Consider the following 24,189-nt stretch of genomic DNA (forward strand, 5'->3'; position numbering starts at 1 on the left):
GAAGGTAGATTGTTATGACACAGGTAACCATAGATTTAGGGAAACGCTATGCTGCGGCATTTGGACTCTTGGCGGTGAACAATTCACCGTCAAGGGTTAACCTGTCCAGGGAGCAAAGCAATTTTAAACTGGAGTCATTTGAGGGTATCAATGACGAGTTTGAAAACATCCAGTTTATCTATGAGGGTACCGAAATCAATTTTGCCGCACTTCCATTTACCAAAGATGCCGATAAGACGATCGGAAATGTTTTGGCCCCGCCCCCTCTTATCAGTTTCAGCCGTCAAAAGCAACATATTGAGACCCCTGTGAATGACAGTGACAACATTGTCGTAGAGCGTTGGGGGATCCGGCCATGGGAGATGAGGGTACGGGGGCTTTTAATTGATGTGGAAAAACGGCACTACCCGGAGAGTCGTGTAAAACAGCTTTACAAACTCTTTGAATACAATGGAGTGGTTGAAGCATCCGGGACACAGTTCTTTGACAAGGATATTGCCAGCGTGTATTTCAAGAACATTGAGATCAATGGCGTACAAGGGTTCCAGGATACGATACAGTTTTCATTACAAATGATGAGCATTGGCCCTGTGGGCTTTTCGCTTTTAAATCCATAGGCTGATGCAGTACCTGTATTATAATATGAGTTGTGAGGTGGCCATCGGAGCCGTGGTGTTTGACAGGGTTAACAGTATCATCATACTCCAGTCAATAAAAAAGCTATCCGATACAGCGACCATCGTTGTGCCTCGTGCCTTCAGTAGGGCGACCGTATCAGGTAAACTCACCTCGATGGAGAAAAGGAATATTACTGACTTTATCAAGGTAGATGATACGGTAAGCATCAAGCTGGGATATAACGGAAGCCTACATGAGGAGTTTAAAGGCTATGTGACCAAGTTGGGGGCTGATATGCCCTTACAGGTCGAGTGTATGGATGAGATGGCCAAGCTCAAGAAAAACAACTATGTAAAAGTGTTTTCCAAAGCAAGCCTTAAAGATGTGCTCAACTATATCGCTCCTGGGCATAAACATGAGATTATTGACGATGTTGACCTCGGTAAGTTTACGATCGATAATAAATCTGCTTTTCAAGTGCTGGAGCTTTTACGCAAAAACTACGGATTGCACAGCTACTTTAAAGATGGGATTTTAAACGTGGGCTTTCCCATATCGCTCACTCCAGTGGCCACCCACAGATATGTTGTCAATAAAAATGTGAGGGCAAGGTCCAACGATCTAAAATTTGTCAAAAAGGACGATGTAAAACTCCTTTTAAAAGCCATTTCCATCAATAGAAACGGTCAAAGGCTTTTCAGTGAATTTGGGGACAAGGGCGGTGTACAGCGCACATTGCATTTTACCGGGAAAACAATAGGGGAGCTTAGAAAGCTTGCAGAAAAGAACTACAAGAGTTTGAGCTTTGACGGATACCAGGGTATGCTGCCTTGTTGGGGAGAACCCCGAACCATTGCAGGGGATGCCGTGGAAATCACAGACCCAAAGTACAATGAGCGCAATGGTAAGTATCTCATTGAAGCGGTAACGATCAAATTTAACGGATCGGATGGATTTTTAAGAGAAAACAAATTGGGATTAAAGTTATGAAAGTAGCAATAGTTATAGGACATACAAAATTAAGACAGGGGGCATACTCTCCACATTTAAACATTACAGAATGGGAGTTTAATAAAATCATTGCTGAGAGATTAGAAGATGTTGCCACTGTATTCTGTTATGACAGTTATAATGGAGGTTACACGTCCATGATCAAACGTATGGCGAGACGTATAAATCGTCAAAAATTTGATTTGGTCTTAGAGCTTCATTTTAATGCTGCGGAATCAAAACAAGCTAACGGATGTGAGGCTCTTTATTATTTCAATAACCCCTATGCTAAATTGCTGGGGGAGGATTTCTGTGAATTAATGGAAATCGCTTTTAACATTAAAAACAGAGGTGCAAAAGCTCTATACGGCAAGCATCAAAGAGGGTTTGCCGCAGTGTATTATCCAAAACCCACAACGCTCATTTTAGAGCCTTTTTTCGGCTCTAATTCCGAAGATTGTAAAAAGCTGAATCAGCATGGTGACTGGAATAAATATGTTACAGTAATTAAGGATTTAATTAGAAAATACAGAAATGAATTTACGGATTATTAGTATAGTATTGTTACTCGTTTTTTATAGTTGTGATATTCAAAAACGAGCCATAAAAAACAAAAGGGACACACAGCTCATTGAGCAAATAGAGACCATTAAAAAGCGTAAAGGTGACACCGTAACTTTTACCATACCAAAAATCAGGTATAGGGATACAACTATTGTTAAAAAAAACTATGTCACTGGTACTACTCAGGTATTACGATATGACAACACTGGGCGTATTGAGTTAGCGCAATGTATCTCCGGAGCTGTGGAGGAAATTACAAGACAAAACAGGGAACTAATTGAAGCTATAAGGGATAAAGACAAAGAGAAAACGGAGGATTTTGACAGTAGTATTATCCTCTATGGTTTTTTAGGTATTGGCGTATTGTTGATTGTATTATTTGTAGTCGGAGGTTTTATGTTTAAATAGTATTTAAAAGGTGTTTAAATGGAATTTGAGGAAGTGTTTGGCCAAATCATAGATGCTAAAAACAAACAGACCGAGAAAATGACGGTAACACTGGGAACGGTTACAGAGGTTAGGGACAATGACTGTGATGTAACACGAGAGCAGATGCCTGAACTTTTAGAGGTACGCTATCATGCCATCATAGACAATCTTGAGAACTACATCAAGATAATCCCAAAGCAAGGCAGTAAAGTATTGTGCGCCATCATAGAGAATGACATCTCAGAGACTTGCATCATTGCATACAGTGAGATTGAAAGGGTAATGATAAAGATTGAGGGTGCTGAGTTTATTATGGAAAACGGAAAGTTTACCATTAAAAACGGAAAGGCTGACCTAAAGGACATATTAAAAACTGGATTTGAAACCCTTAAAAGAGCAACCATAACCACACCGTCAGGGCCAGGCCAATTCTCGCCAGATGACAAATTGGTTTTTGAGCGGCAGAAAAGCAAAGTATTAGAATTATTTAACTGATGGCATTAGTAAGATCGACATTAAAAAATGAGATAAAGACCCTGTTAAACGACCTGAAGGACGATTTGAACCAAGACAGTGCGATCGAGAAATATGCGGAGGAACTGTCCCTTGCCGTGGACAATTATGTGAAATCGGCCATAGTGGTCGGCACAGACAGTCAGGGCGGCCCGATAAAGGGAAGTTTACAATAGTGAAATTATGGCAACCGAGAGAACGGACATACTATTGGATGAGGATTTTGACCTCAAAATTGAGAACGGCGATTTTGTTATCGCCCCCAGCGACCAGCAACATGTACGGGCAATTTTCAATGCCCACATGGGTGAGTACAAGGAATGGCCCCTCACTGGCTTTGGAGCTTCCAGATACCTTAAAAAAAGTACAGTGTCCAAGGCTGTATTTTCAAGGAACTTAAAAGTACAATTGAGCTATGACTCGTACACAGATGCTGAAATAAATATCGATCAAGGAATAGAAAAATTAATCATAGAAATATAATGAAAACGATCAACTACATATTGGACAGCTTTGGCTTTCAGGATTGGGCAGACTTTAAAGGGAGTGCTTTTGGTTTTATACTGTCAGGAAAAGTAATAAATTTTGCGGCCGTCATTGCCTTTATAGCATCCTTGATCAAAGAGCTTTTTGGTATTACGATTTTCTTTTTTATCGCCTATGTCATTCTTATCATTTTCGAGTGGCAGACAGGTGTGGCCGCATCCTTAAAAAGAGGGGAAAAACACGAGAGTAGAAAGCTGGGCAGAATGATACTGAAAATAGCAACCTATTCCGTGCCCATCTATGTACTTAACACCTTTCAAAAAGAGGTGCAGTTCCCTGGGATATTCGATTATGAGATAGACCCATTTGTATGGTTGTACTGGACGGTGCTACTGGTGATCATTTGGCAGTTGTTGGTATCACTTTTGGAGAACTTGGACGGGCTGGGATATAAGTACGCCAAGACACTATTGAAGATTATCAATAAGAAGTTTTACGAAAAATTTGATTTGAACGATGAGCAAAACGATAATATTGGATAGACAGAGCATCTTTGACATTGCCCTGCAAAACTACGGCAATATAACGGCTGTTTTTGATATGGCTTTCGCCAATGGACTGAGCATTACCGAGGAGCTTGCTGCCGGTCAAACCATATTGATCGGGGAAAATGGGGATTTGAATGAGCCTGATGTCCTTGGTTTTTACAAAGCACACAATATAAAGCCCGCAACCGGTGCAAACCTGAGAGCGCATGACACTCCGTCAACGGCTATCGGCATAGGGAAAATGTCAATTAACGGAACATTTATAGTGGGATGAAAAAGCCATTGCACATCATAAAGACCTGGTTTGAGACGGGCGATGTTCCGACCCAGCAACAATTTTGGGATACCTTTGACAGCTTCCACCATAAGGACAACGGCGAGATGATCGTGGAAAAATCGGTCAACGGTGCTGGTGATGTAACGTTTAAGTTTTCAGACAATAAAGAGCTGACCATAGAAAAATTTGTACCGGACGTTTCCAAACCCATGGGGTACATAGAGGGACTTGTAAAGACCCTTGGTGCCATAAACAACGGCATTACCACTTTGCGATCGGGCAAGGTCGACAAGGAGGAGGGGAAAGGGCTATCCGAGACCAATTTCACACGGTCGGAAAAGGAAAAACTGGAGGGATTGAAGAACTATACACACCCAGGCTCCCACCCCATATCCTTTGTAGATGGTCTGCAGGATATCCTTGGCACACTTGTCCAGGACATGGGTCTAAAGGAGGACAAGGTGGACGGTAAAGGATTATCGAGCAACGATTACACCGACGGGGAGAAACAAAAGTTGGCCGACTTAAACCTATTGGCATTTGGTAGGGTCGTAGATACAGACGGCAACAGTATTGAAGCTAATGGGCAATCCGACGTACTGACCTTTGAAGGGGCAACCATTGACGAAACCGAAAAAAAGGTAATTATACCCAAAGGGTTTTCGGTAAGGGATGAAAATGACATAGAGCGATTTAAAGTAGAGGGTTTTGTGCAGTTTGAAGGATTTTCATTTGACCCCATCCAAAAGAAAATAGCGATAAATGTTGCCGACCCAAGAATTATACAGAACGAAAACAATTATAAAATACACCCAAAATTTACTTTCCATAAGTTTTCGCACCATTTTCAAACGGGAGCAATTAAAATAAAAGTTCCTAACTGGATTAATGATTATATAAGGCTAACAATAGAGGTTCAATCTTATTCGGACGATAAAAATCTAACATATACATTTTCTGCATTCCATAGAAACGACAGGTTATTTAAAAGATGGGAGAAAGTTACGATCTACGATTTGCAAAAGTCACCGGTAAATACCGCTTATAAACCCACGATAAGATTGGGTAACAACGGTACGGACAGCTTTATTTATTTAGGGGATTTGGACGAGACACATTATCACAGTACAATCGTTTATGTAAAGGAAATCACTTTGGGGGGTTATGGCGCAGCTTTGGACATGAACACTTTAAATAACTTAATAGATGATCCTTGGGAATTTAGTTTGGAGACTACCGCTTTTGAAACCATAGATAAAATACAGACTTTTTAACAAGAATAAAATGAAAGATCTTAAGACAACCGATATAGCTGTTATCACCACCGGAACGGTAGAAAACACTTTTGACAATGTTAACGCCTATTTACATGCGGTCATTGAGTCTGTAAAAGACGATAATGTAAGCCGGACAAGAACTTATAAAGTGCGTACCGACCTTGTGGGCTATAAAGATGTGGAGCTACCAGTTCTGGACGAGGACGGTAACCCAAAGTTTGATGAAAACGGGAATATGGAAACAGAGATCAAAGAACAATTGATTTGGTTGGAGCAAAAACAGGACTGGGCCCTACAGACATTTACCTACGACCAAATAGACGGTTTCGCCGATGTCGTGGCCGCCCAGATTCCCGAAGGACTGACACGGACCCAAAAGGACATCGCCGAACTACAGGCAATATTCCTGGCCAAGCGCCGGGAGGATGCCCCGTGGGGAATTGCAGCAAGTAAATGGCGATCAAGAACAAACGAAGATCTATTAAAGGACAAGTCATGACAACAGTATTGAAAACAATCGGAGCTGTTTTATCAATAGTATTGGCATTAGTGTTGTTCGTTGCAGTGACCCCTTTTGCCTTTTTATGGAAAATCATTGCAAGTATCAAACGTAAGACCTTTGATATCGGCGTATCGCATTACCTTATTGAGATAGCTGCCAGCTTCGACCAGTTGGGCAATGCCGTATTTGGGGGCTTCTTCAACTGGCTGTGCATTGCCAAAGAAATGCAAGATCATTACAGATTTGGGGACAAGGACGAGACCATAAGCGAAGCATTGGGCTGGAACGATCATTTAAACACACTTTCAGATTTTGGGAAGGGTTTAGTGTGGATGCTTGGCAAACTAGACAGGGACCATTGCAAAAAGGCCATGCAAAGCGGAATAGATAAGGCAAAACAAAAGGTTTCCTATTACGAAACATTAAAAGTGGTTGCACAATGGCAAGATCGGTAGAAGCGATACAACAAATGATTTTGGACCAAAAGTCGGCAACCAGCAAGTTGGCCGCCCTGGAGGTTCTGACGACCAACGAGCAAAGCTCTTTGGCCGATCTTACCAGCACTTCCAAAGTGGCCATATGGAGGCTTTGGGTGTTTATCATGGCCTTTGCCATATGGACCCTGGAAAAGCTCTTTGATATTCACGTTTTGGAAACCGACAAAAAGGTGGCCGAGAACGAGGTGCACAATTTCCCCTGGTACAAAAAGAAGGCCCTGGCATTCCAGTACGGACATGCTTTGGTGCCCCAAACAGATCATTACGATAATTCCGCTCTAGGGGTCGCGGAAATACTGGAAAGCAAAATTATCAAGCATGTCGCCGTAACACGCAAGATAATCAACGGACACGGTTATTTAGAGTTGAAACTTGCAAAGGAGACCGGTAATGAGTTGGTGCCGTTGGGGCCTTCTGAAATACAGGCCTTTGAAGCCTATATGTTTGCCGTTGCCGATGCCGGTACCTACATACAATATATTTCATTGCCCCACGATGACCTCAAGCTTGTTATGGACATTCATTACGATCCCCAAATATTATGGCAGGACGGGAGCCGTAAGGACGGGACCGATAATACACCGGTCATAAGGGCGATCAATGGTTTTTTGTACACCCTTGAATTTAACGGAGAGTTGATCTTGACAAAGCTTACGGATCATTTACAACAAGTTGAAGGGGTCAAAATCCCTAAAATACGAAAGGCACACTCCAAATTTGGAGCTTTTGATTATAGTACAATCGACGAGACATATATAGCAAGGGCCGGATATATGCGTTTGGATCTGGACAACACGATAATTAACTATATACCCCGTGAACTTTGATAATATCTACATAGTGGATTATAGAAAGCTGATAATATGGCTTGTTCCCACTTTTTTAAGAAAGGTAAAACTAATTGCATGGTTACAAGTATTGATTGCGCCGATAAAAGGACTGTACAACGACTTTTTAAAGTATCGTAAAAAGGTTGATTACAAATTGAACCATAACTCACAGGTATGTTATTTGCAAAAGGTGTTGAATGATGCCTTTGACAATGAATCAAAACGCATTTATATCGAGAACGGCATTTTTATACAGGCCCTTTATGTCTATGCCCCAAAAGAAGAGTTGCCCGTATATGTGGGCACACAATACATTTATAGCGATGGGGACCTAACGGGCGGGCAAATCGATTTTATCGTTAATGTGCCCATTGGTCTGAAGCCTTCCGACCCTATTGCACTGGAAGGGTTTTTAAGTGATATGAGAGCATTGGTAAACGAATATAAGCTTGCATCAAAAACATATAATATAAAATGGATAGAGTAGAACTTTACAGCGGTGGTTTTCCCGTAACGACAACCACATTTGATTTTTTACAGGATGCCTACGGGAAGGAGATAAAAGCATTGACGGCCCTGGGCGGGGACACTTTTATCCTGGAAGGTGTGCAGGTTGCCGGGGGCAATGTGACCAAAGGGTCCATTGTCCATAATGGCGAGTACCTGCCCTTTGTCGGAGGTGCGTTCAATGGTACCGTGGGTATTTTTGAGAATGTACAGGAGGTGGCCTATAACGAGGATACCGACAATGACGGAAATTTGGACAATAAGAGGGCCTACGTACAACGTTATGCCAAATGTGGTACGGGAGGATTGGAATCCTTTGGCTTTGATCTGTTAAAACGGTTTACGCCCCTTACAGGGCTATCGATGCCCGTCGGGATGATTACCATGTGGAGCGGGGCGATATCGGACATCCCAAAAGGCTGGGCATTGTGCGACGGAAGCAACGGCACCCCAAACCTAAGGGACCGCTTCTTAGTGGGCGCGGGGGGCGAATATGCCGTTGGACAGTTGGGGGGGAAGAAAGAGGTGACCCTCACAGAAGCGCAAATGCCCAAGCACAGCCATAAAGGGTCGACCGAAGGCGCAGGGTCGCACAGGCACACCGGGAGAACCCATTCGGCAGGGAGCCATACCCATAACGTCCCCAATAACACACGCGAGAGCGCAAAGGATGTCGACAATTCGTCGGACGAATGGGGCGGGCACAAGAATGTCAACCAGTACGTAAAAACAAATGCGGCCGGGAGCCATATCCATACGCTCAACATCGATATTGCGGCAAACCACACCCATGCCGTCAACACACTTGACAAGGGAGGTGGACAAGCTCACGAGAACAGGCCTCCCTATTATGCACTTGCCCTTATAATGTTCAAGGGACTTTAACAAAAAAACCAAGATGATGAAGATTTCAAAGAAGACAAACGGCAATATCCTGATAATGGACGGCAACGACCTGATACAACATGTAATCGTGAGCGATGTGTTTCTCCAACTGCACCCAAGAAACGGAAAGGGGGTGCTGATCAGCAAGACACCTACAAATCAGGATGAATGTGAGGCCATAGTGCTTTATGCGGACAGGGTGAAGGCCATAGGAGAAGAACCCTTTGAGGGCAACCGTAACGACCTGATGGCCAAACTTTCCGAACTTTTTTGAAAAGGAGGGGCAACGTTGGCAAGAGCGGGTTGCAGAATGCGGCTCCCCCCTCAAGGGTCGGGGGAATCACAAGGGTCGATGGGAACTGGGTATGGGTCAGGGCGAGCTCAGGTGCCCTTGAGGATGACGGAACACCTACCCCCACCTTCTATAGGGTCGAACAGGCGGTCTATGATTATTGGAGCCACAGGAACAACAATAGGGATTGGATTTCCTTGGCAGAGGGGCTTTCCAGCACGCACGCTGCGGTAAATAAGCCCGAGGGGTGGAACTGGTACAACATACGTGTGCAGGCGTACAATAAATATGGACAGTCCGAATGGAGGTATGCCCGGGAGTTCAGCGAGAACTATAGTTGAAAAGTCACATATTATACTAATGGAAAACCAAACTCAAAGTTTGCCTACATTAGGCTTAAAACCTGTACTTTTGGTCGCCCCGATTATAAGTGGAGTATACAAATTCTTCCTTACCTATGAAGTTTTTTTGAATCTTTGTGCTGTCTAAATAGTTTCCAAAAACAAGTTTCCTTTTTTTGTTATAACCTCTGATTATGGATTGTTTCTGGCCAGCAAAAACCTCTTTAAAAGTGTTGTATTTTGAATCCCAAATATACTTTCCTAAATTCTGACTGGAAGTATTACAGTGGAAGGTTTCTCCACTTTGCACCAATATGTTCTGATCATCTAAAAACTCCATGTGCGTAATATATTGACATTGAATACCATTTTTCTTTTTACCTTCCCATCTATTTGTATGAGTTATAAGGTTAAATTTTAGCGGCTCAATTAAGGTTAAACCTTCGTTGTTTTGAACAAGTATCTTTTGATGTTTAGATAAGTAATTAAAATCCCTGACAAAACCTTGAAATTCAAATTGGTTTTCAAATCTCCTTGCTGAAAAATTATAATTTTTGAATGTATCGATATGACCAATCCAAAGATTATTTCCTTCCCAAGTTAGTTTTCCATATTCATTTATTTTATCGACTTTTTTTCCAGTTTGCAAATCAAATACAAGTGTTTCGTTATCATCATAGTTGTTTTTTTCAATAGAAATTGCTAGCAACCCTTGTTTAGAATTGATACTGATATCTTCAATTTTATCTTTTTGACTTTTAAATATATAACGTTCAATATCTTCCGTTAATGTACTGTAAATGAAAACATAATGCTCAAAAAAATTCGGATTAGAATAAATTATTAAAGCTTTATCATCTACCTTCTCTAATCTCTTAATATTTATAAAGGTGTTTTGAATCTCGGGTATATTGCCCATAGCCATCACTTTTCCGTCATCCAAAGAAATTTTAAATAAGGATGATTGTACTCCATTATAAGTGAAATTTGAACCTACATAAAGACTATCTTCAATGAAAATCAATTTTCCACCATTGATTATGGACTTACTTGGGGTTAAGTTTTTGGACGTCAAACTTTTCATTTTTGTTGGGCCGTATTTGCCTGGTTCGAACTGAAATTCTAATTTTTGAGATATGATATTCCAAATAAAAATATTGCCGCCGCCATCAATACATGCCATTTTTTTATTGTCTTCGCTAAAGACTATATCATCAATTGCATTGCCGTAAGTTTGAAATACCTGCTTTATAGCTCTTAGATTAATATCCCAGAGAATGACTTTCCCGTCATCAAAGCCACCTGTTGCAAGAGATAAATTATCTTGACTAATTGCATAAGTACTTATTCTACCAGAATGCCCAAACTGTAAAATCTTTTCTTGCGTGTATACGAAACATGAGAGAAAAAACGAAAAAACAAAAACCGATAATCTCATATATGGTCTAGTATTTCCACTTTTATCACGGTATTTGGAGTAAAAAATTATGTTGCAAAGACAAATTCCTTGTTGAAAATCTTTTAAACATGAATTTTAACCTTATGCTTATTGATTGGAATGGTTAAGGGTACCAAAAAACCTATTCAATAAGAACAAATCTTATATATAATAACCAAAGCTTATTCTCCATCCAGAGGAGGCACAAGTATAAGCGAACCTTCTGAAGAGGTCAACTCCATTCTCACAATAGTTGGATCGTCATCGCTCAAAGGAAACATAGTACCTGTATAGACAATTGGATTATTCCCATCATTTCTTTGAATGGTAAATTCAATTTGCTCTTGGTCAAATGTTCCAACGATTTCATTCTCGTTTCTATTAGAATCAGATTCGTGTCTTTCTTCTCCTCTAAGCGTTCCACTACTTTCATCAAAACTTTCGTTTTGCAAGAAAATAAAATGTTCTTCATCATTCGCATCGCTCCAATTATTACTGAATAGAGGTATAAGAATTAATGTAGTGGTTGTAGGGCAACCCATTAAAAAAAAAGTCAACATTAAAACTGCAAAAAAACTTGCCCTCCTTTTTTTACTTTTTGATTTCATATAAAATAGTATTTGTGTTTATTATGTCAATTTATTTTTGAATATAATTTGGTGAGAAATTTTTCCTTGTCCTGGTCAACTTCATTGATTGCACGCTTTAAGCTATCTACTGTTTTATTTAAATCGGCAGCAAGTTCTTTTTTCTTAATTTCTGCTTTCTTTTTGGACCACCTTTTTCGATTAGCCTCAGTTCTAAAACCATTAATTCTTACCATAAAACCATTAATGTTTTCAAAAATGTGTTTCTTGTGAATTTTATTTAAAATGGCTTGAAAGATTTTCTGTAAATCTTCACCACTGGCTTTTCCCCAATATTCCTCAAATTCTAATTGATAACCCTTATTATTTAAGCTAATTAATTCAAATATTTCGTTGTACTCTTTTACTACTACAAGTATTTCGTCAAAAAAAGCTTGATCTTCCAAAGCGAATAATCCAATATTGGAATATGCTTTGTGAACGTTATCCACCCTAGTAAAATAAATGTTCAAAATCTCGGCAATGATCTTATATTGAGCTTTCCTTCCTTCAATGATTTCTTCGGTATTTTGGACTGAATTATTCTTAGTGCTTTTTGGTCCATAAGGTTCCGGTAATATGAAAACAAAATCGCCGTCTCTAAATTGTCTGATTCTGCTTTTGCCATATTGCGGTGTTGTTGTACTATGTCTATCATTAGTCACTGTATTTTGCAAAAATTCACCTAATTCAGTACCCGATAGGTAACCGTCTTTATTTCCTCCATCAGCTTCATTTGTTGTAAGTGCCTTCACAAATTGCCGCCTGAAAATACTTGAATCTGGAACTTTTTCCCCGGCTTTACCTGAAGTAATAAATTGTCTAACCGGTGATTTGACTTTTTGGTTTATAATTTTGGGAATGAAACCATTGCGAAAATTACTTTCAAAAATTGTCCCTGCAAAGCAAGCATCAAAAATAAAAAGGACGTGTTTCGATGCTATGCGCTTTGAAATTATATCAATCTGATCCATTTCTATAGCATTGGTCTCAAAATCACTACTGTCTCCTCCTGGAGCTCCAATAGGAACTATATAACCCGTATTGCCTGTGTCAAATGGGTTTTCGATAGTATGTCCATGTCCTGCATAATAAACAAGCAGTCGATTCTCCGGTACTTTTCCATATTCCTTAACAAAGGTGTTTATTGTATTATACACTTGGTCTTTGTTAAGATTTTCAGCGATACGTACCTGAAAACCATGTTTCCTCTGTAAAATTTTTGATACTGTATCAATATCTTTTTTAACACCAGGCAACCGTTTCCAATAAATACCATCGTATTCGCTATTACCAATAAGCAGTGCATAACTATTTCGATATAACTCCGTAATCGAGTCGCCGATTGCCACCTTTATTGGTATACTGCCACGAGTATCTTGAGCCTGTAGGTGTAACATGGGCACTAAAGTCAATATCAAAACAAGTCTTTTCACATCTCTAGATTTCTATGTATTGACACTATTTATATAAACAAACTCACTTCCCTCTTACCCGTATACTCAATTACTTTAAATTGAGAATTATTATCGCTGTTAGCTAATAAGCTTCTCGAAGTTCACTTTGAAATTTTTTATCTTTCCCGAACAATCTCATAAACGAACTCATAACTATACCCGCTAATATTTTCATTAGGTGCGACTGGATCACGTCCTCTAGATTTAGTATAAGTTTGACCTACAAATTTTTCTAACGGACTTTTAGGTCTTGCCATAGGTCCACGCGTTATGATTGGACTTAAATCCAACTTTTTATTAGAAGCAAAGCCCTTTAGTGTTAATTTTTCAAAGGGTGGGCCAAACCTAAATGCTTTCTCCTTAAAGGTAAAACTCCGCCCAGGTTCTAAATAACGTTCCTCGTCAGTATACTTATGGGTAGGATTAGGAATAAAATCAAATATTTCTCCTTTACTATTAATTTCTATAATGCTAAAATATAAGGGTTCTGTACCTCTATTAGTAACTTTTACAACCACATAATCCTTTTTAGGCCTTACCTTAAAATTTCCATCCGCATCGGTGAACCTAGACTTATCACTAATTTCAATTACCTTTTCTTTTACGGTATCATATCTTACTGGCAACAATTCAAATTCAAATTTATATTTTTCATTTTCAAATTGAAGGTTCTTTATATACTTGCCTTGAACATAATTGAAGAGTTTCTCCTTTAAATCATCCAAAGCCCATGCTCTCCGGTTTTTGTGAAAGGCTGTTAGTTCTCCCGGTTTTATTAATTCATATGTACCTCTATTATTAACAATAGCAACTTCTGCTTCTAAAGTGTCTTTGGTTATTACACCCAGGTTATTTTTGGCTAAAAACTCAAAGACGGAATCTTTTATAGCTTTGTCTAGGATGGTATTGTCAAAATAGACTTTCATGTTTATCTCATCGAAACTAAGCTGATCTACGAAAACCCATAATTCTCTTTCATTTTGAATAGTAATTTCATTTTCTAATTCAATAATTGCTTCATTGAAATTAGAAGAAAGAACCGTAGCCTTTGATATTATATTCTCTTCCTTTGGATTATTAGTCCCGGCTGAACAAACGAAAAGACGTGCATTAGGTCTGAGGTTATGTATTTTACCACCTTTTATTTTTAACTGGTTATCGTCTATGATTTCAAGAACCGAAAAGTATGGTCTTTGAGCCACGTAATTGTTATTAAATAATTCTAAATCAATGTTTCCTTCAATCACAGGGGTCTGATTTGGTACAATGAGGTTCATTTTTACATTAATTTGCGCAAACAATTGGCGGTAGGTAAAATTTTTGGGTAAGTTTGCCATTACCTGAGAAAATGCAAAGGACAAAGAACCCACTTTCAATTTAGAGTGTTCATAATTCAATTGATTCGCGGCAGAAGCGGATATGGCAATAAAAGGAGAGGCATTTTCATCGACATCTCCTCTATCAATAATTGATATGTTTTGGTCTTCCATATTTTTCGGTTCATAATCCCTAGGTTGAAAAGGAATTACAGTACCTCTGGTAATTGCCCCGATTTTTCCTCGACTCGCAGTACCAGAATGACAGCTATCCATGAGTAGCAATAATTGTCCATCCGAACCTAGTCGATTACGAATTTTCGCCATTAAATCCCCAAGCTCGTCATCACGTAAGTGCTTTTCTCCTTTATATCCATATGGATTGTAGCTAGCCATGGCATCATAGGGTATTATCGCCTCATCATAGCCATCTATTTCGTCCCCATTATCATCATAAATGGGCTGACCATGTGCTGAAACGTGGATAACTGCTATATCTCCTGTCCTCAAAGTTGCTGTAAATGCAGCAATAGCATTCTTAATACCTTGATATTTGGCATCTTCATCCTTTAAGACAACTATATTGTCCTCTTTGAAACCCTTATCAAGCAAAGCCTCTTTTATCAGGTTCACATCATTTGCCGAACTGATATCACCCCAGCCGGATTTCTTCGGATAGTCCCCAATAGAAATAATTAAGGCGTGTTTATCATTGGCAGAAATGCTAAAAGATATTAAAGCGACTAAACAAACTATTAGATGTTTTTTCATGTTATGATCAACGTTAATTTTTATTCAGTTCAAAGAGGCTAAAGGAAACCCCAAAAAAGAAGCCCACATCATAAACGGTTTTTGTTAAGTCTGATTCACCTAAGGCAGTAGTATCGGCTGTGTTTAAACCATTTTTTAAACGCCGTACGGGACCGTAGGCTAAACCACCTGAAAACGAAACACGACTCTCACTACCAAAGAAAAAACTAGGGCCTAGCAAAAAATTTATCCCATTGGGAGTCTCATCCGCCGTAGAAATTGGGATTGAAACCCCAAAGGTTCCTCCAAAATTGAAACTCTCGCCCAACACCGGGTAGAAGTTAATCATGGTACTCAGATTTGGGGTGTAAAAATCATTATCATCTGATCCAATAACATCGTCCTCCCCATCAATTTCGTTATCAATGAGAAAAAAATCCTTTGACCGGCCTCTGTAGTTATTCAGGGTAATAGCAATGCTGGTATTAACCTTAATACCACCCTTGGCAAAAATCTTTATACGTCTGTTCTTTAAGGTTTCTTGATTACTTCCAGATTCGTCAAGATCGTTGGAGAAAGTACTTTGCTTGAAATCAAGATTGATATTCGCTCGATCAGCCTCGATAACATAATCAGTAGTCTTTTCAAATGAAGAAGCTTCTAAGGCAGCAAACAATGATTTGATTTGTCTTAAATCAGCCAACTTGGAATCACCGACACTTTTGATTCCATGAATCGCTTCTTCTATTTGGGATTGCCGTAACCGAATACTGACTCTTTGTCCTCTTGACAGAGTTTCATCTTCCATCAGTTCTTCTTCCTCATGACTTATTTCATACAAAAGGCCAACGATTCCTTCACTATCTTCTGATAGAATCTCTTCCAATTTGGCCAAATAGGTATAAAAATCACCTTGAGTTCCAGCAAGCCTATTATCTTCAAAGATTACCGAAGGTTTTATGGCATTGGCCATTATCTGTTTTTTTGACAGATTAGGATTTATAAGATTCCCTATTAACTTTGATTTTATTTCCTCAACACCCGTATATAGGGATTTTAGATGTCCATAATCTTCCTCAAATTCATCTCCTCTGGAACCTCGACTAGTCTCCTGGTCGCCAGCGGTAATTTCATCAATACCATCTCCGGTTCCTGAGCGTGTAAAAATATTATCAGTGGGAAGGTTTTTAACATTTAGGCCAAGTCCATTATCATTAAACGCGGAAATACCAGCTAGCAATGAACTGGGGTTAAAACCTAAATCAGTTGGATTAAAATTTTCCTCAACTATTTCTGGTCGTACTTCGATTGCAAAAGGATTTATATTCTTCAATTTTAGCTCTACCAGGCTATTACGCTTCAAAACAGCGTTTTTTAGGGTATCATCGATTTGATTCTTCTTATCGAGATGAAAGACCCCAAGTTTATCAGTTTGATAATCATATACAATACGATAGCGTTCTTGTGCAAATAAATTTTGGACTGAAATCAATAGTGCTAAAAATGCAAACACCAAAGTGATTCTAAATTTCATAAATTTTGTTTAAGAAGTTGATTTCTATTTCCTTAGCTATTCAAAAGCAGAAAAAATTCAATTGCGATTTATGGGGAAGTAGAATTGCAACACATCAGAATCAATTAATACCTATCTGATTTTCGAAGAATTCCTTGTTGCTAAATTTAACAAAAAAATAGCTGAACTAAGTTGTGCAAAAACCTTAGAAATTATATGGTTTTTATACAGTTGTTTAACAATTATTATCTTAAAATTTGAGATTATCTATCGAAAGTCACCTATTCGGTGAGCGTGAAATTTTAAATAGCCAAAAAGTCCTTATTTACTGGGCTTTTCAAAGGTAGATTCGAATCCCTCCGGCTCCACCTACGCCCTCCGTAGCTTTGAGCGAAGCGAAAAGCGAAGGAGGGCTTTTCAACCTCCTTTTTATTCTGAACCCTCGGGCTTCGGTGGACCCGGTCCACGGTAGTTCCATTAAACTTTTTAGGCATGAATTGGACGGTTTATATTCTTAAATGCAGCGACGGGAAATTCTACACAGGTTTTACCAATAATCTGCAACGAAGATTGAAAGAACACCGGGAAGGCAAATCTTTTTCTACCAGTTACCGATTACCGTTTGAGTTGGTCACTTACATTGTGTTCAGTGATAGGCAAAAAGCGTATGCTTTTGAAAAATACCTGAAATCTGGCTCTGGCATTGCGTTCAGAAACAAGCGTTTGATTTAACTCGCTCCGAAGCTTGAGCGTAGTGAAAGCGAAGGATGGGATTAGAAAGTCATCGAATACCATTATCTTCGAGATTATCAATTATTCCCATGTCCACAGGAAAATCTTGGTTACGTATTCTTATCGAGCTCATTGAGACTTTTATTAACAGCAAGGAGGGCAACAAACGGATCACCAGCAAACATCGCAAGCAGAGTACGGCGATTCGCAAAGCTAAAAGTCTGGCCAAAAAATATAAGGCAGACGTTATAATTCATAGAGCAAGTGGAGGTATTCGAGAGCGAATTAGTTATGAAGATTAATCATAGGGCATACCACGTTGAATCTCGACTGAAACACACCTAAAGTTGGACTCGGAAATTGCTTTCCTACACAAGATATTTATTTAAAATACTCAATGTCAACTTTTTGTATGACATCTTTTTCAACCTTATGTCTTTCCTTTGGAAAAGGAAAACCCAAATCACTTTTCATGGAAAAAGACAAAACAATAGACCTAGAAAACCTAGACCTCCCTTTACAAGCCTATTTTGGTTCGTTAACACCCCAGAAAAGGGGTTTTAGTGCCACCCACCTAAAGTTTAAAGGTTATCGTGACCTGCTTTTTAAGCTGGAGTCGTTGCTCCATGTCTGCATTTTGGCCCTCGACAATGAAAATTCTGGCAATCATAAGGATATCGTGGAACCAGATGTGAACGTCTTAACCGTTCTGGAAATGGCCGTACAACTAATTCCACACGAAGAGGCCGAGTTTTTGGATGGGGTTTGGGAGGGGGTTTTGGATTCCAAATGTCCGAATCACCATCCTCAGTACACTTCTAAAAGATAAACTTCACCATTTTTCGATAAAAAAACTGGTCGAAATGCTTCATTTCTCGACTAAAATCCTGCCGCATACCATTCGACCACGCTTTTTTGTCTTTGTCGATTGATCTACGACCTCATCCGTGTTTTTCGAAACTTTGTTTCAAAATAATTCCCCATGAAAACTTTAGTGAACAATCTCAAAAAAGAATTTTCCATTCCTGACAATTTAACCGCTGCAATTTGCTGCTTAATCCTTTCCATCTCCATTTTCTTTATAATGGGCGTTCTGAACAGAGGTATGCTTTTATAGCCGGCATCAAGTATATCCATAGCGCATTTCTGAGCATATGGTGATGGTCTTCTTGCCTTATTATTTGTATTAAATAATCCTTATTTATAAGTTAGGATATTTGTCATTTTTCTATTCTAGAGACATTTTTTATACATTTAACGTATTAAATCATGAGTTAATCAATCATTGATTAAAATGGCAAGCTCTGAGGCTATAACCAATAAACTACTCTTGACAGAATTCCAAAAGGGCAACAAAAAGGCTTTTAAAAAGTTGTTCGAGCAATTTTGGGAATCTATGTTCATTAATGCCAAATCCTTGGTTCTTGATGAAGATATTGCAAAGGACATTGTGCAAGAGATTTGGTTGAATCTTTGGCTAAAAAAAGATAATCTGGTTATAAAAAATTTTGAGGCCTACATATTCAAATCTGTGAACAACGGTTGTTTTAAATATCTGCGGGACAATCTCAAAACTCAACATCTTCAGGTTATAGACTCCCTGGAATTAGTTTCAGAATCCGATGCTGAAAACAAACATAATTTGGATCAGACGCAATTTATCATAGAAAAATCACTGACCGAATTACCTCCTCGATGCCAGCAGATCTTTAGACTGAGCAGGCTGGAAGCCGCCAGCAACGAGGAAATTGCGCAACGACTGGGCATTTCCAAAAGATCTGTTGAAAATCAAATGTCGTTAGCCTTAAAATCCATCCGTCAAAATATTAGGTTAGCCCAATCTTCCTTGACCTCTTTGTTCATCTTCTGTACAATACTATAGTTGCATAGCACAGTTAAACACGATTTTTATCTCCTCAGAAATGTTAAAGAAATGTTAAACATCCAAATTCAATGTGAGTTCGGCCTGCTTTGCGGTTCATATTTATATAGGCACCGAATATGCAAGAGCAAGAATTCAAAAAACTATTGGACAAGTATCTCAACGGATCTATCTCCAATCAAGAACTGGAAGTTCTAGAAAAATTCAAGGAGGAACTTAATGCGCTCAACCATGAATCCCATTTTAAAGACGAAGTCCACAAAAACGATTTAAGGGAATCAATGTGGGCAGCAATTCACGCCCAAACGCCAATAAAAAACAGAAAGTCCATTATTTGGAAGGTATCTGCAATAGCAGCCATCTTTTTAGGATTACTCGCTACAGGATATTTTTACCTTCAAACCTCAACCCAGCCAAATCTTGCAATTCCTGATAATGCCATCACATTGCAGCTTGAAAATGGTGATGTTAAGGTTATAGATGAAGATGGATTTATTCAAGTAATCGACCAAGAAGGAGAAATTGTAGGGAAACAGGAGGGCAAAAGCTTAAAATATGCCAATAACACCTCCAAAAGAGAACTGGCATATAATACTCTAAAGGTTCCTCATGGAAAAACCTTCCAACTCCAATTATCAGATGGCACAATTGCCCATCTCAATGCTGGTTCTTCCATTACATACCCGGTTCAATTTATTCAAGGACAAAACCGTCAAGTGTCGGTAGTTGGCGAAGCATATCTTGATGTGGCGAAGGATTCCGAACACCCTTTCATTGTAAATGCCAACGGATTGAATATAAGGGTATTGGGAACCCAATTTAATGTTTCTGCATACCCTGAAGATGAAACCACCGAAGTGGTGCTTGTTGAAGGTTCTGTAAGTTTATATACCGAAGGAGAAAAATATGGCTCAGACAAAAATGTTTACCTAAAACCTGGTTTTATGGGAAGTCTTGACAAGGCCAATAACCATATAGCCACTGCTGAGGTTACCACGAGTCTGTATACTTCATGGATCAATGGTAAATTGATTTTTAGAAATATGACCCTCAAAAACATCATGAAGAAACTCGAAAGGCATTATGCCGTGACCATATTCAACAATAACTCTGATCTTATGTCAGAGAAATTCAATGCCAACTTTGGAAACGAACCCATTACCAATGTCCTTCAAGAACTAAAGGATAACTATGGGATTCAGTACCAAATTTTGGACGACAAAATTATTATTCAATAAAAGCCGAACAACTAAATGCTTAAAACAAGATTTGCCTATGACATAAATTGAACAAAGACGTAACCAAACAACATGATTACTTCTTTCAAAGGTCAAAATTGGCTATAAAAAAATCGGAAAATGCGGCGAACATCTTCCGATTGGTCGAAGTGATCAAACGTAAAAGATTAACCACATTTAACACTATAAAAGTATGAAAAAACTTCTTACACTTAAAAGAAGCCTATTTCCAGTATTTAAATATGATCTGAAAATGAAACTTAGTACGCTGTTCATTATTGCCGCTCTCTTTACCATGCAGGCTAAAGATGCGTACGGACAACGAACCAAGGTAACACTAAACCTAAAAAATGTATCCGTCGAACGGTTGATCGACGAGATTGAAAGCAAGACCGAATTTGAGTTCGTTTATAAAATAAAGGATGTAAATCTTGAGCGAACGGTCTCCGTAAATGTAAATAGAGAGCGTATTGCCAATGTGCTCAAGACCGTTTTCAAAAATACCAATACCACTTTCAATCTTAACGACCGCCGAATCTACTTGGTAAAAAGGGAAGAATCGGAAGCCGTAGTACCGGAAGAATCCAATTTGACCGATGATATGCAATTTTCTGTTAGCGGCACCATTACTGATGAAAGCGGACAACCACTCCCCGGAGCCAACATTGTTGAAAAAGGAACTTCCAATGGAACGCAAACTGATTTTGATGGAAATTTTTCAATTGCTGTTGCAAATGAAAATACAACTTTGGTAATTTCCTATATCGGTTTTGCAGCAAAAGAAGTTCAAGTAAATGGGCAATCTAGTATCCAAATCACGCTATTGGAGGATTCCGCCCAATTGGACGAAGTTGTCATAGTGGGTTACGGGTCAGTGACCAAGGCTAAATTGACCGGTTCTGTTGCTTCAATAAAATCTGATGATTTTGAGGATATCCCTGTTACCAGTGTTGAGCAGGCCATCGCGGGACAATTGCCCGGTGTAGAAATAACCCAAAACACCGGGGAGCCAGGTACGGCAAATGGAATCACCATTCGAGGTACAAGTACAATAACAGCAGGCACCCAACCCTTAATCGTTGTTGATGGGCTTGCCTTGTCCGAAACAACATCTTTGAACACGATAAATCCTAATGATATTGCTTCTGTTGAAGTATTGAAAGATGCTGCCTCCGCAGCTATATATGGATCACGTGGGGCGAACGGAGTAATCATCATTACCACCAAAAGTGGGCAAGAAGGTAAACCACAATTTAGTTTTAATTCATTTGCAGGATTTCAGCAGGTCGCTGAAAGATTGGATTTACTGAATGCATACCAGCATGCTGAATTTAGCAGGGATGCAAGGAACAATTACTATTTGCAATTTGATGATGGTTCATTTTCCGCAAATGATGACAATGCAACTAGAGAAACCAACGCTGCTACTCTTGGATTTAACCCTAGGAAAGCTATTATCCCAAGTTTTATGCAGCCATATTTAGATGGTGTTCAAGGATTAACAGACACAGATTGGCAGGACGAACTCTTTAGAAATGCTTTAATTCAAAATTACCAGCTATCGGTAAGAGGAGGAGGACCTAAATCGAAGTATTTTATTTCAGGAGATTATTTTGACCAGCAAGGTGTAGTTAGGGGAACAGATTTTGAGCGCTTTAGCTTTCGAGCTAATTTTGAAGCACAACTTTCGAACGATTTAAAGTTTGGAATCAATTTTGCTCCTTCTTTACAACAAAATAACGTGATTGAAACAGGATTCAGCAATGGCCCTATTAATTCACTTTATACAGCATTGCCATTCTTTCCGGCATATAACGAAGATGGTACTTTGGCAATTAGCAACCAAGTTTCGCAGGCAACCGAAGGAGACCAGGCTAGAACCGAAAACCCTGTTGCTCTCGCTACTCTAAACAAAGACTTTAGAAGAACATTGATTTTTCAGGGAGGAACTTTTCTTGAATATGAAGTATTGGACGGGTTGAAGGCAAAAACATATTGGGGCGTAGACCTTTCCAGTAGAAGAAGAGATCTGTTCAGGCCTTCCAGTGTAGGTAGAAGAAATAATCCTGCACCGGTAGAAGCATTCGGATTAAACTCATCCCTAGATCGTCTTAATTGGTTAGTTGAGAACACACTTGACTATACCAGAACTTTTGGAGAGAACCATAACCTAAATCTACTTGCTGGATTTACCTACCAAGAGCAAACCGAACAATTTAATGAGACCAGGGCCACAGGATTTCCCAATGATTTGGTTGAAACTTTGAATGCGGGAATAATTGATGGAGGAAGGGCTTTTAGCAATAAATCAACTCTGGTGTCCTATTTGGCGAGATTGCGCTATGATTATGCAGGCAAATATTTGCTTACCGCAGCAATTAGAAGGGATGGGTCATCTAGGTTTGGTGCTAACAACAGATATGGTACTTTTCCTTCTATATCAGCAGGATACAGGATAAGTGAAGAATCTTTTTTTCCAAAATCTGATTCCTTTAATGAATTGAAGATTAGGGCTAGCTGGGGTTTAACTGGAAACAACCAGATTGGGGATTTTGGATCACAGGCCCTTTTGGGCCCTTCGAACGCAATTATCAATGATAATATTGCAAGTGGTCTTTCACTATCGACCTCACCTAATGCTAACTTGACTTGGGAACAGACGAGTACTATTGATTTTGGATTGGATCTAGGTTTTTTCAATAATAGATTATCTGCAAGTTTTGATTATTACGTAGCCACCACCGATGACTTGTTACTGCAAGTCCCTGTTCCCGCCCATAGTGGATTCGAGAACTCTTTGCAAAATATCGGTAAAGTGGAAAATAGGGGTTTTGAAGCCGCTATCAGGGCAAATTATGAAATTGGAGCTATTAAATTTAGGACATCATTCAATCTGGCCACTAATAAGAATGAAGTACTTGAATTGGGTCCTGGGCAGGAGGAAATCATCTCAGGAGGGCGCTCAATCACGCGTATTGGAGGCGAACTGGGAGCAAACTATGGATATGTAACCGATGGGATTTTTCAATCACAAAGCGAAATAGATAGTAGACCGAGTTTATCCACTGCACAGGTCGGGGAATATATTTATGTGGATGCCAACGGCGATGGACAAATAAACGGAGATGACAGGGTAGAACAAGGATCAGTATTTCCAGATTATACGCTAGGAATCAACCAGAACATCAGTTACAAGAACTTTGACCTAGGGGTGGTTTTACAAAGTGTTCAGGGAGTGACCATACACAACCGTACCAACAGTGTGTTGTTGTTTAACCCTGAGGGATGGAGCAATCAATTTGTGGATTATTTTAATAACTATTATACCCCCGAACGAGGAGAAAATGCAATCTATGCAAGACCCAATTCGTTGCCCAGGGATAATGGGTTTTATAGAGAAACAGATCTTTTAAAGGAAGATGCATCGTTTATCAGGATACGAAATATTACACTGGGATATACTTTTCCTTCTTCAATTACAGAGACATTGAAAATCACTTCACTTAGAGTATATCTAAGTTCTAAGAATCCATTTACGTTTACGGATTACCGAGGGTTTAATCCCGAACAGAGGAGATCGGATAACCGGCTGCTTAATTCACTAAATCCGGTTTTAGCGAATTGGAGCAATTATCCGTTGGAAAAATCCTTTGTCCTAGGATTTAATTTAACTTTTTAACT

General features: G+C 39.2%; 29 protein-coding genes. 23 read left to right on the forward strand and 6 right to left on the reverse strand.

What is annotated here, in order from left to right:
- The first annotated feature begins 14 nt into the window (after positions 1-14).
- The 16 genes from E4661_RS00965 to E4661_RS01040 are packed head-to-tail and all read left to right on the forward strand — an operon-like array spanning position 15 to position 9,197.
- Entirely contained in the window at positions 15-617 is a 603-nt protein-coding gene (locus E4661_RS00965; protein ID WP_136464942.1) for a DUF6046 domain-containing protein, read from the forward strand.
- Between the two features lie 4 nt (positions 618-621).
- Complete coding sequence (locus tag E4661_RS00970) at positions 622-1,608, forward strand: hypothetical protein (protein ID WP_136464943.1); 987 nt, start codon at positions 622-624, stop codon at positions 1,606-1,608.
- Complete coding sequence (locus E4661_RS00975) at positions 1,605-2,162, forward strand: N-acetylmuramoyl-L-alanine amidase (RefSeq protein ID WP_136464944.1); 558 nt, start codon at positions 1,605-1,607, stop codon at positions 2,160-2,162. The genes E4661_RS00970 and E4661_RS00975 overlap by 4 nt, the downstream gene beginning before the upstream one ends.
- The gene (locus tag E4661_RS00980; protein WP_136464945.1) at positions 2,143-2,580 is read left to right on the forward strand and encodes a hypothetical protein; all 438 of its coding nucleotides are present in this window, start codon (positions 2,143-2,145) and stop codon (positions 2,578-2,580) included. Before E4661_RS00975 ends, E4661_RS00980 begins: the two co-directional genes overlap by 20 nt.
- Before the next feature lie 18 nt (positions 2,581-2,598).
- Positions 2,599-3,096, forward strand: a complete 498-nt coding sequence (locus E4661_RS00985; protein ID WP_136464946.1) for a hypothetical protein — start codon at positions 2,599-2,601, stop codon at positions 3,094-3,096.
- Entirely contained in the window at positions 3,096-3,290 is a 195-nt protein-coding gene (locus E4661_RS00990; protein WP_136464947.1) for a hypothetical protein, read from the forward strand. The genes E4661_RS00985 and E4661_RS00990 overlap by 1 nt, the downstream gene beginning before the upstream one ends.
- 7 nt (positions 3,291-3,297) lie before the next feature.
- The gene (locus tag E4661_RS00995) at positions 3,298-3,597 is read left to right on the forward strand and encodes a hypothetical protein (protein WP_136464948.1); all 300 of its coding nucleotides are present in this window, start codon (positions 3,298-3,300) and stop codon (positions 3,595-3,597) included.
- Entirely contained in the window at positions 3,597-4,142 is a 546-nt protein-coding gene (locus E4661_RS01000; RefSeq protein WP_136464949.1) for a phage holin family protein, read from the forward strand. The genes E4661_RS00995 and E4661_RS01000 overlap by 1 nt, the downstream gene beginning before the upstream one ends.
- Entirely contained in the window at positions 4,117-4,422 is a 306-nt protein-coding gene (locus tag E4661_RS01005) for a hypothetical protein (protein ID WP_136464950.1), read from the forward strand. The genes E4661_RS01000 and E4661_RS01005 overlap by 26 nt, the downstream gene beginning before the upstream one ends.
- Positions 4,419-5,699, forward strand: coding sequence for a hypothetical protein (locus E4661_RS01010; protein WP_136464951.1), 1,281 nt, complete (start codon positions 4,419-4,421; stop codon positions 5,697-5,699). Before E4661_RS01005 ends, E4661_RS01010 begins: the two co-directional genes overlap by 4 nt.
- Before the next feature lie 10 nt (positions 5,700-5,709).
- Positions 5,710-6,201: a hypothetical protein gene (locus E4661_RS01015; RefSeq protein ID WP_136464952.1), complete on the forward strand. Its 492-nt coding sequence runs from the start codon at positions 5,710-5,712 to the stop codon at positions 6,199-6,201.
- Positions 6,198-6,659 (forward strand): hypothetical protein, encoded by a 462-nt coding sequence (locus E4661_RS01020; protein WP_136464953.1) that lies wholly within the window; start codon positions 6,198-6,200, stop codon positions 6,657-6,659. Before E4661_RS01015 ends, E4661_RS01020 begins: the two co-directional genes overlap by 4 nt.
- Positions 6,644-7,528 carry a hypothetical protein gene (locus tag E4661_RS01025; protein ID WP_136464954.1) on the forward strand — a complete coding sequence of 295 codons (885 nt, stop codon included), beginning with the start codon at positions 6,644-6,646 and terminating at the stop codon, positions 7,526-7,528. Before E4661_RS01020 ends, E4661_RS01025 begins: the two co-directional genes overlap by 16 nt.
- Positions 7,518-8,018, forward strand: coding sequence for a hypothetical protein (locus E4661_RS01030; protein ID WP_136464955.1), 501 nt, complete (start codon positions 7,518-7,520; stop codon positions 8,016-8,018). Before E4661_RS01025 ends, E4661_RS01030 begins: the two co-directional genes overlap by 11 nt.
- Positions 8,006-8,923 (forward strand): hypothetical protein, encoded by a 918-nt coding sequence (locus E4661_RS01035; RefSeq protein ID WP_136464956.1) that lies wholly within the window; start codon positions 8,006-8,008, stop codon positions 8,921-8,923. Before E4661_RS01030 ends, E4661_RS01035 begins: the two co-directional genes overlap by 13 nt.
- 13 nt (positions 8,924-8,936) lie before the next feature.
- Positions 8,937-9,197: a hypothetical protein gene (locus E4661_RS01040; protein WP_136464957.1), complete on the forward strand. Its 261-nt coding sequence runs from the start codon at positions 8,937-8,939 to the stop codon at positions 9,195-9,197.
- Between the two features lie 414 nt (positions 9,198-9,611).
- Here the strand turns inward: E4661_RS01040 and E4661_RS01045 are convergent, their stop codons facing one another.
- The 6 genes from E4661_RS01045 to E4661_RS18980 form a co-directional block, all read right to left on the reverse strand.
- The gene (locus E4661_RS01045; RefSeq protein ID WP_136464958.1) at positions 9,612-10,994 is read right to left on the reverse strand and encodes a WD40 repeat domain-containing protein; all 1,383 of its coding nucleotides are present in this window, start codon (positions 10,992-10,994) and stop codon (positions 9,612-9,614) included.
- Positions 10,995-11,176: 182 nt separating this feature from the next.
- Complete coding sequence (locus tag E4661_RS01050) at positions 11,177-11,602, reverse strand: hypothetical protein (protein WP_136464959.1); 426 nt, start codon at positions 11,600-11,602, stop codon at positions 11,177-11,179.
- A gap of 26 nt (positions 11,603-11,628) precedes the next feature.
- Positions 11,629-13,056 (reverse strand): caspase family protein, encoded by a 1,428-nt coding sequence (locus E4661_RS01055; protein ID WP_136464960.1) that lies wholly within the window; start codon positions 13,054-13,056, stop codon positions 11,629-11,631.
- 137 nt (positions 13,057-13,193) lie between these two features.
- Entirely contained in the window at positions 13,194-15,164 is a 1,971-nt protein-coding gene (locus E4661_RS01060) for a caspase family protein (RefSeq protein ID WP_136464961.1), read from the reverse strand.
- Positions 15,165-15,177: 13 nt separating this feature from the next.
- Positions 15,178-16,677 carry a hypothetical protein gene (locus E4661_RS01065; protein ID WP_136464962.1) on the reverse strand — a complete coding sequence of 500 codons (1,500 nt, stop codon included), beginning with the start codon at positions 16,675-16,677 and terminating at the stop codon, positions 15,178-15,180.
- 316 nt (positions 16,678-16,993) lie between these two features.
- Positions 16,994-17,134: a hypothetical protein gene (locus tag E4661_RS18980; RefSeq protein ID WP_168796302.1), complete on the reverse strand. Its 141-nt coding sequence runs from the start codon at positions 17,132-17,134 to the stop codon at positions 16,994-16,996.
- 14 nt (positions 17,135-17,148) lie between these two features.
- On the opposite strand from E4661_RS18980, the gene E4661_RS01070 reads away from it, so the two are divergent.
- The 7 genes from E4661_RS01070 to E4661_RS01095 all read left to right on the forward strand — a co-directional run bounded on the left by E4661_RS01070 (position 17,149) and on the right by E4661_RS01095 (position 24,187).
- Positions 17,149-17,388 carry a GIY-YIG nuclease family protein gene (locus tag E4661_RS01070; protein WP_136464963.1) on the forward strand — a complete coding sequence of 80 codons (240 nt, stop codon included), beginning with the start codon at positions 17,149-17,151 and terminating at the stop codon, positions 17,386-17,388.
- An 89-nt stretch (positions 17,389-17,477) separates the two neighbouring features.
- Positions 17,478-17,690, forward strand: a complete 213-nt coding sequence (locus E4661_RS01075; RefSeq protein ID WP_136464964.1) for a DUF2188 domain-containing protein — start codon at positions 17,478-17,480, stop codon at positions 17,688-17,690.
- Positions 17,691-17,860: 170 nt separating this feature from the next.
- Positions 17,861-18,217 (forward strand): hypothetical protein, encoded by a 357-nt coding sequence (locus tag E4661_RS01080; RefSeq protein ID WP_136464965.1) that lies wholly within the window; start codon positions 17,861-17,863, stop codon positions 18,215-18,217.
- 153 nt (positions 18,218-18,370) lie between these two features.
- Complete coding sequence (locus tag E4661_RS19545; protein WP_262709900.1) at positions 18,371-18,505, forward strand: hypothetical protein; 135 nt, start codon at positions 18,371-18,373, stop codon at positions 18,503-18,505.
- Positions 18,506-18,682: 177 nt separating this feature from the next.
- Entirely contained in the window at positions 18,683-19,270 is a 588-nt protein-coding gene (locus E4661_RS01085; RefSeq protein ID WP_136464966.1) for an RNA polymerase sigma-70 factor, read from the forward strand.
- Positions 19,271-19,389: 119 nt separating this feature from the next.
- Entirely contained in the window at positions 19,390-20,508 is a 1,119-nt protein-coding gene (locus tag E4661_RS01090) for a FecR family protein (protein WP_136464967.1), read from the forward strand.
- Between the two features lie 193 nt (positions 20,509-20,701).
- Entirely contained in the window at positions 20,702-24,187 is a 3,486-nt protein-coding gene (locus tag E4661_RS01095) for a TonB-dependent receptor (RefSeq protein WP_136464968.1), read from the forward strand.
- Positions 24,188-24,189: the final 2 nt, after the last annotated feature.

It is taken from the genome of Flagellimonas onchidii, assembly GCF_004804315.1.
GTDB classification, from domain to species: domain Bacteria; phylum Bacteroidota; class Bacteroidia; order Flavobacteriales; family Flavobacteriaceae; genus Flagellimonas; species Flagellimonas onchidii.

Coding starts and splice junctions, on each gene's coding strand:
- E4661_RS01005 (WP_136464950.1), top strand. CDS start 4,117: ATGAGCAAAACGATAATATTGGATAGACAGAGCATCTTTGACATTGCC.
- E4661_RS01015 (WP_136464952.1), top strand. CDS start 5,710: ATGAAAGATCTTAAGACAACCGATATAGCTGTTATCACCACCGGAACG.
- E4661_RS00985 (WP_136464946.1), top strand. CDS start 2,599: ATGGAATTTGAGGAAGTGTTTGGCCAAATCATAGATGCTAAAAACAAA.
- E4661_RS01045 (WP_136464958.1), bottom strand. CDS start 10,994: ATGAGATTATCGGTTTTTGTTTTTTCGTTTTTTCTCTCATGTTTCGTA.
- E4661_RS01040 (WP_136464957.1), top strand. CDS start 8,937: ATGATGAAGATTTCAAAGAAGACAAACGGCAATATCCTGATAATGGAC.
- E4661_RS01010 (WP_136464951.1), top strand. CDS start 4,419: ATGAAAAAGCCATTGCACATCATAAAGACCTGGTTTGAGACGGGCGAT.
- E4661_RS01085 (WP_136464966.1), top strand. CDS start 18,683: ATGGCAAGCTCTGAGGCTATAACCAATAAACTACTCTTGACAGAATTC.
- E4661_RS01000 (WP_136464949.1), top strand. CDS start 3,597: ATGAAAACGATCAACTACATATTGGACAGCTTTGGCTTTCAGGATTGG.
- E4661_RS00980 (WP_136464945.1), top strand. CDS start 2,143: ATGAATTTACGGATTATTAGTATAGTATTGTTACTCGTTTTTTATAGT.
- E4661_RS00995 (WP_136464948.1), top strand. CDS start 3,298: ATGGCAACCGAGAGAACGGACATACTATTGGATGAGGATTTTGACCTC.
- E4661_RS01065 (WP_136464962.1), bottom strand. CDS start 16,677: ATGAAATTTAGAATCACTTTGGTGTTTGCATTTTTAGCACTATTGATT.
- E4661_RS01075 (WP_136464964.1), top strand. CDS start 17,478: ATGTCCACAGGAAAATCTTGGTTACGTATTCTTATCGAGCTCATTGAG.
- E4661_RS19545 (WP_262709900.1), top strand. CDS start 18,371: ATGAAAACTTTAGTGAACAATCTCAAAAAAGAATTTTCCATTCCTGAC.
- E4661_RS01090 (WP_136464967.1), top strand. CDS start 19,390: ATGCAAGAGCAAGAATTCAAAAAACTATTGGACAAGTATCTCAACGGA.
- E4661_RS01080 (WP_136464965.1), top strand. CDS start 17,861: ATGGAAAAAGACAAAACAATAGACCTAGAAAACCTAGACCTCCCTTTA.
- E4661_RS00965 (WP_136464942.1), top strand. CDS start 15: ATGACACAGGTAACCATAGATTTAGGGAAACGCTATGCTGCGGCATTT.
- E4661_RS01035 (WP_136464956.1), top strand. CDS start 8,006: ATGGATAGAGTAGAACTTTACAGCGGTGGTTTTCCCGTAACGACAACC.
- E4661_RS01060 (WP_136464961.1), bottom strand. CDS start 15,164: ATGAAAAAACATCTAATAGTTTGTTTAGTCGCTTTAATATCTTTTAGC.
- E4661_RS00990 (WP_136464947.1), top strand. CDS start 3,096: ATGGCATTAGTAAGATCGACATTAAAAAATGAGATAAAGACCCTGTTA.
- E4661_RS01070 (WP_136464963.1), top strand. CDS start 17,149: ATGAATTGGACGGTTTATATTCTTAAATGCAGCGACGGGAAATTCTAC.
- E4661_RS18980 (WP_168796302.1), bottom strand. CDS start 17,134: ATGGAACTACCGTGGACCGGGTCCACCGAAGCCCGAGGGTTCAGAATA.
- E4661_RS01050 (WP_136464959.1), bottom strand. CDS start 11,602: ATGAAATCAAAAAGTAAAAAAAGGAGGGCAAGTTTTTTTGCAGTTTTA.
- E4661_RS01020 (WP_136464953.1), top strand. CDS start 6,198: ATGACAACAGTATTGAAAACAATCGGAGCTGTTTTATCAATAGTATTG.
- E4661_RS01025 (WP_136464954.1), top strand. CDS start 6,644: ATGGCAAGATCGGTAGAAGCGATACAACAAATGATTTTGGACCAAAAG.
- E4661_RS00975 (WP_136464944.1), top strand. CDS start 1,605: ATGAAAGTAGCAATAGTTATAGGACATACAAAATTAAGACAGGGGGCA.
- E4661_RS00970 (WP_136464943.1), top strand. CDS start 622: ATGCAGTACCTGTATTATAATATGAGTTGTGAGGTGGCCATCGGAGCC.
- E4661_RS01095 (WP_136464968.1), top strand. CDS start 20,702: ATGAAAAAACTTCTTACACTTAAAAGAAGCCTATTTCCAGTATTTAAA.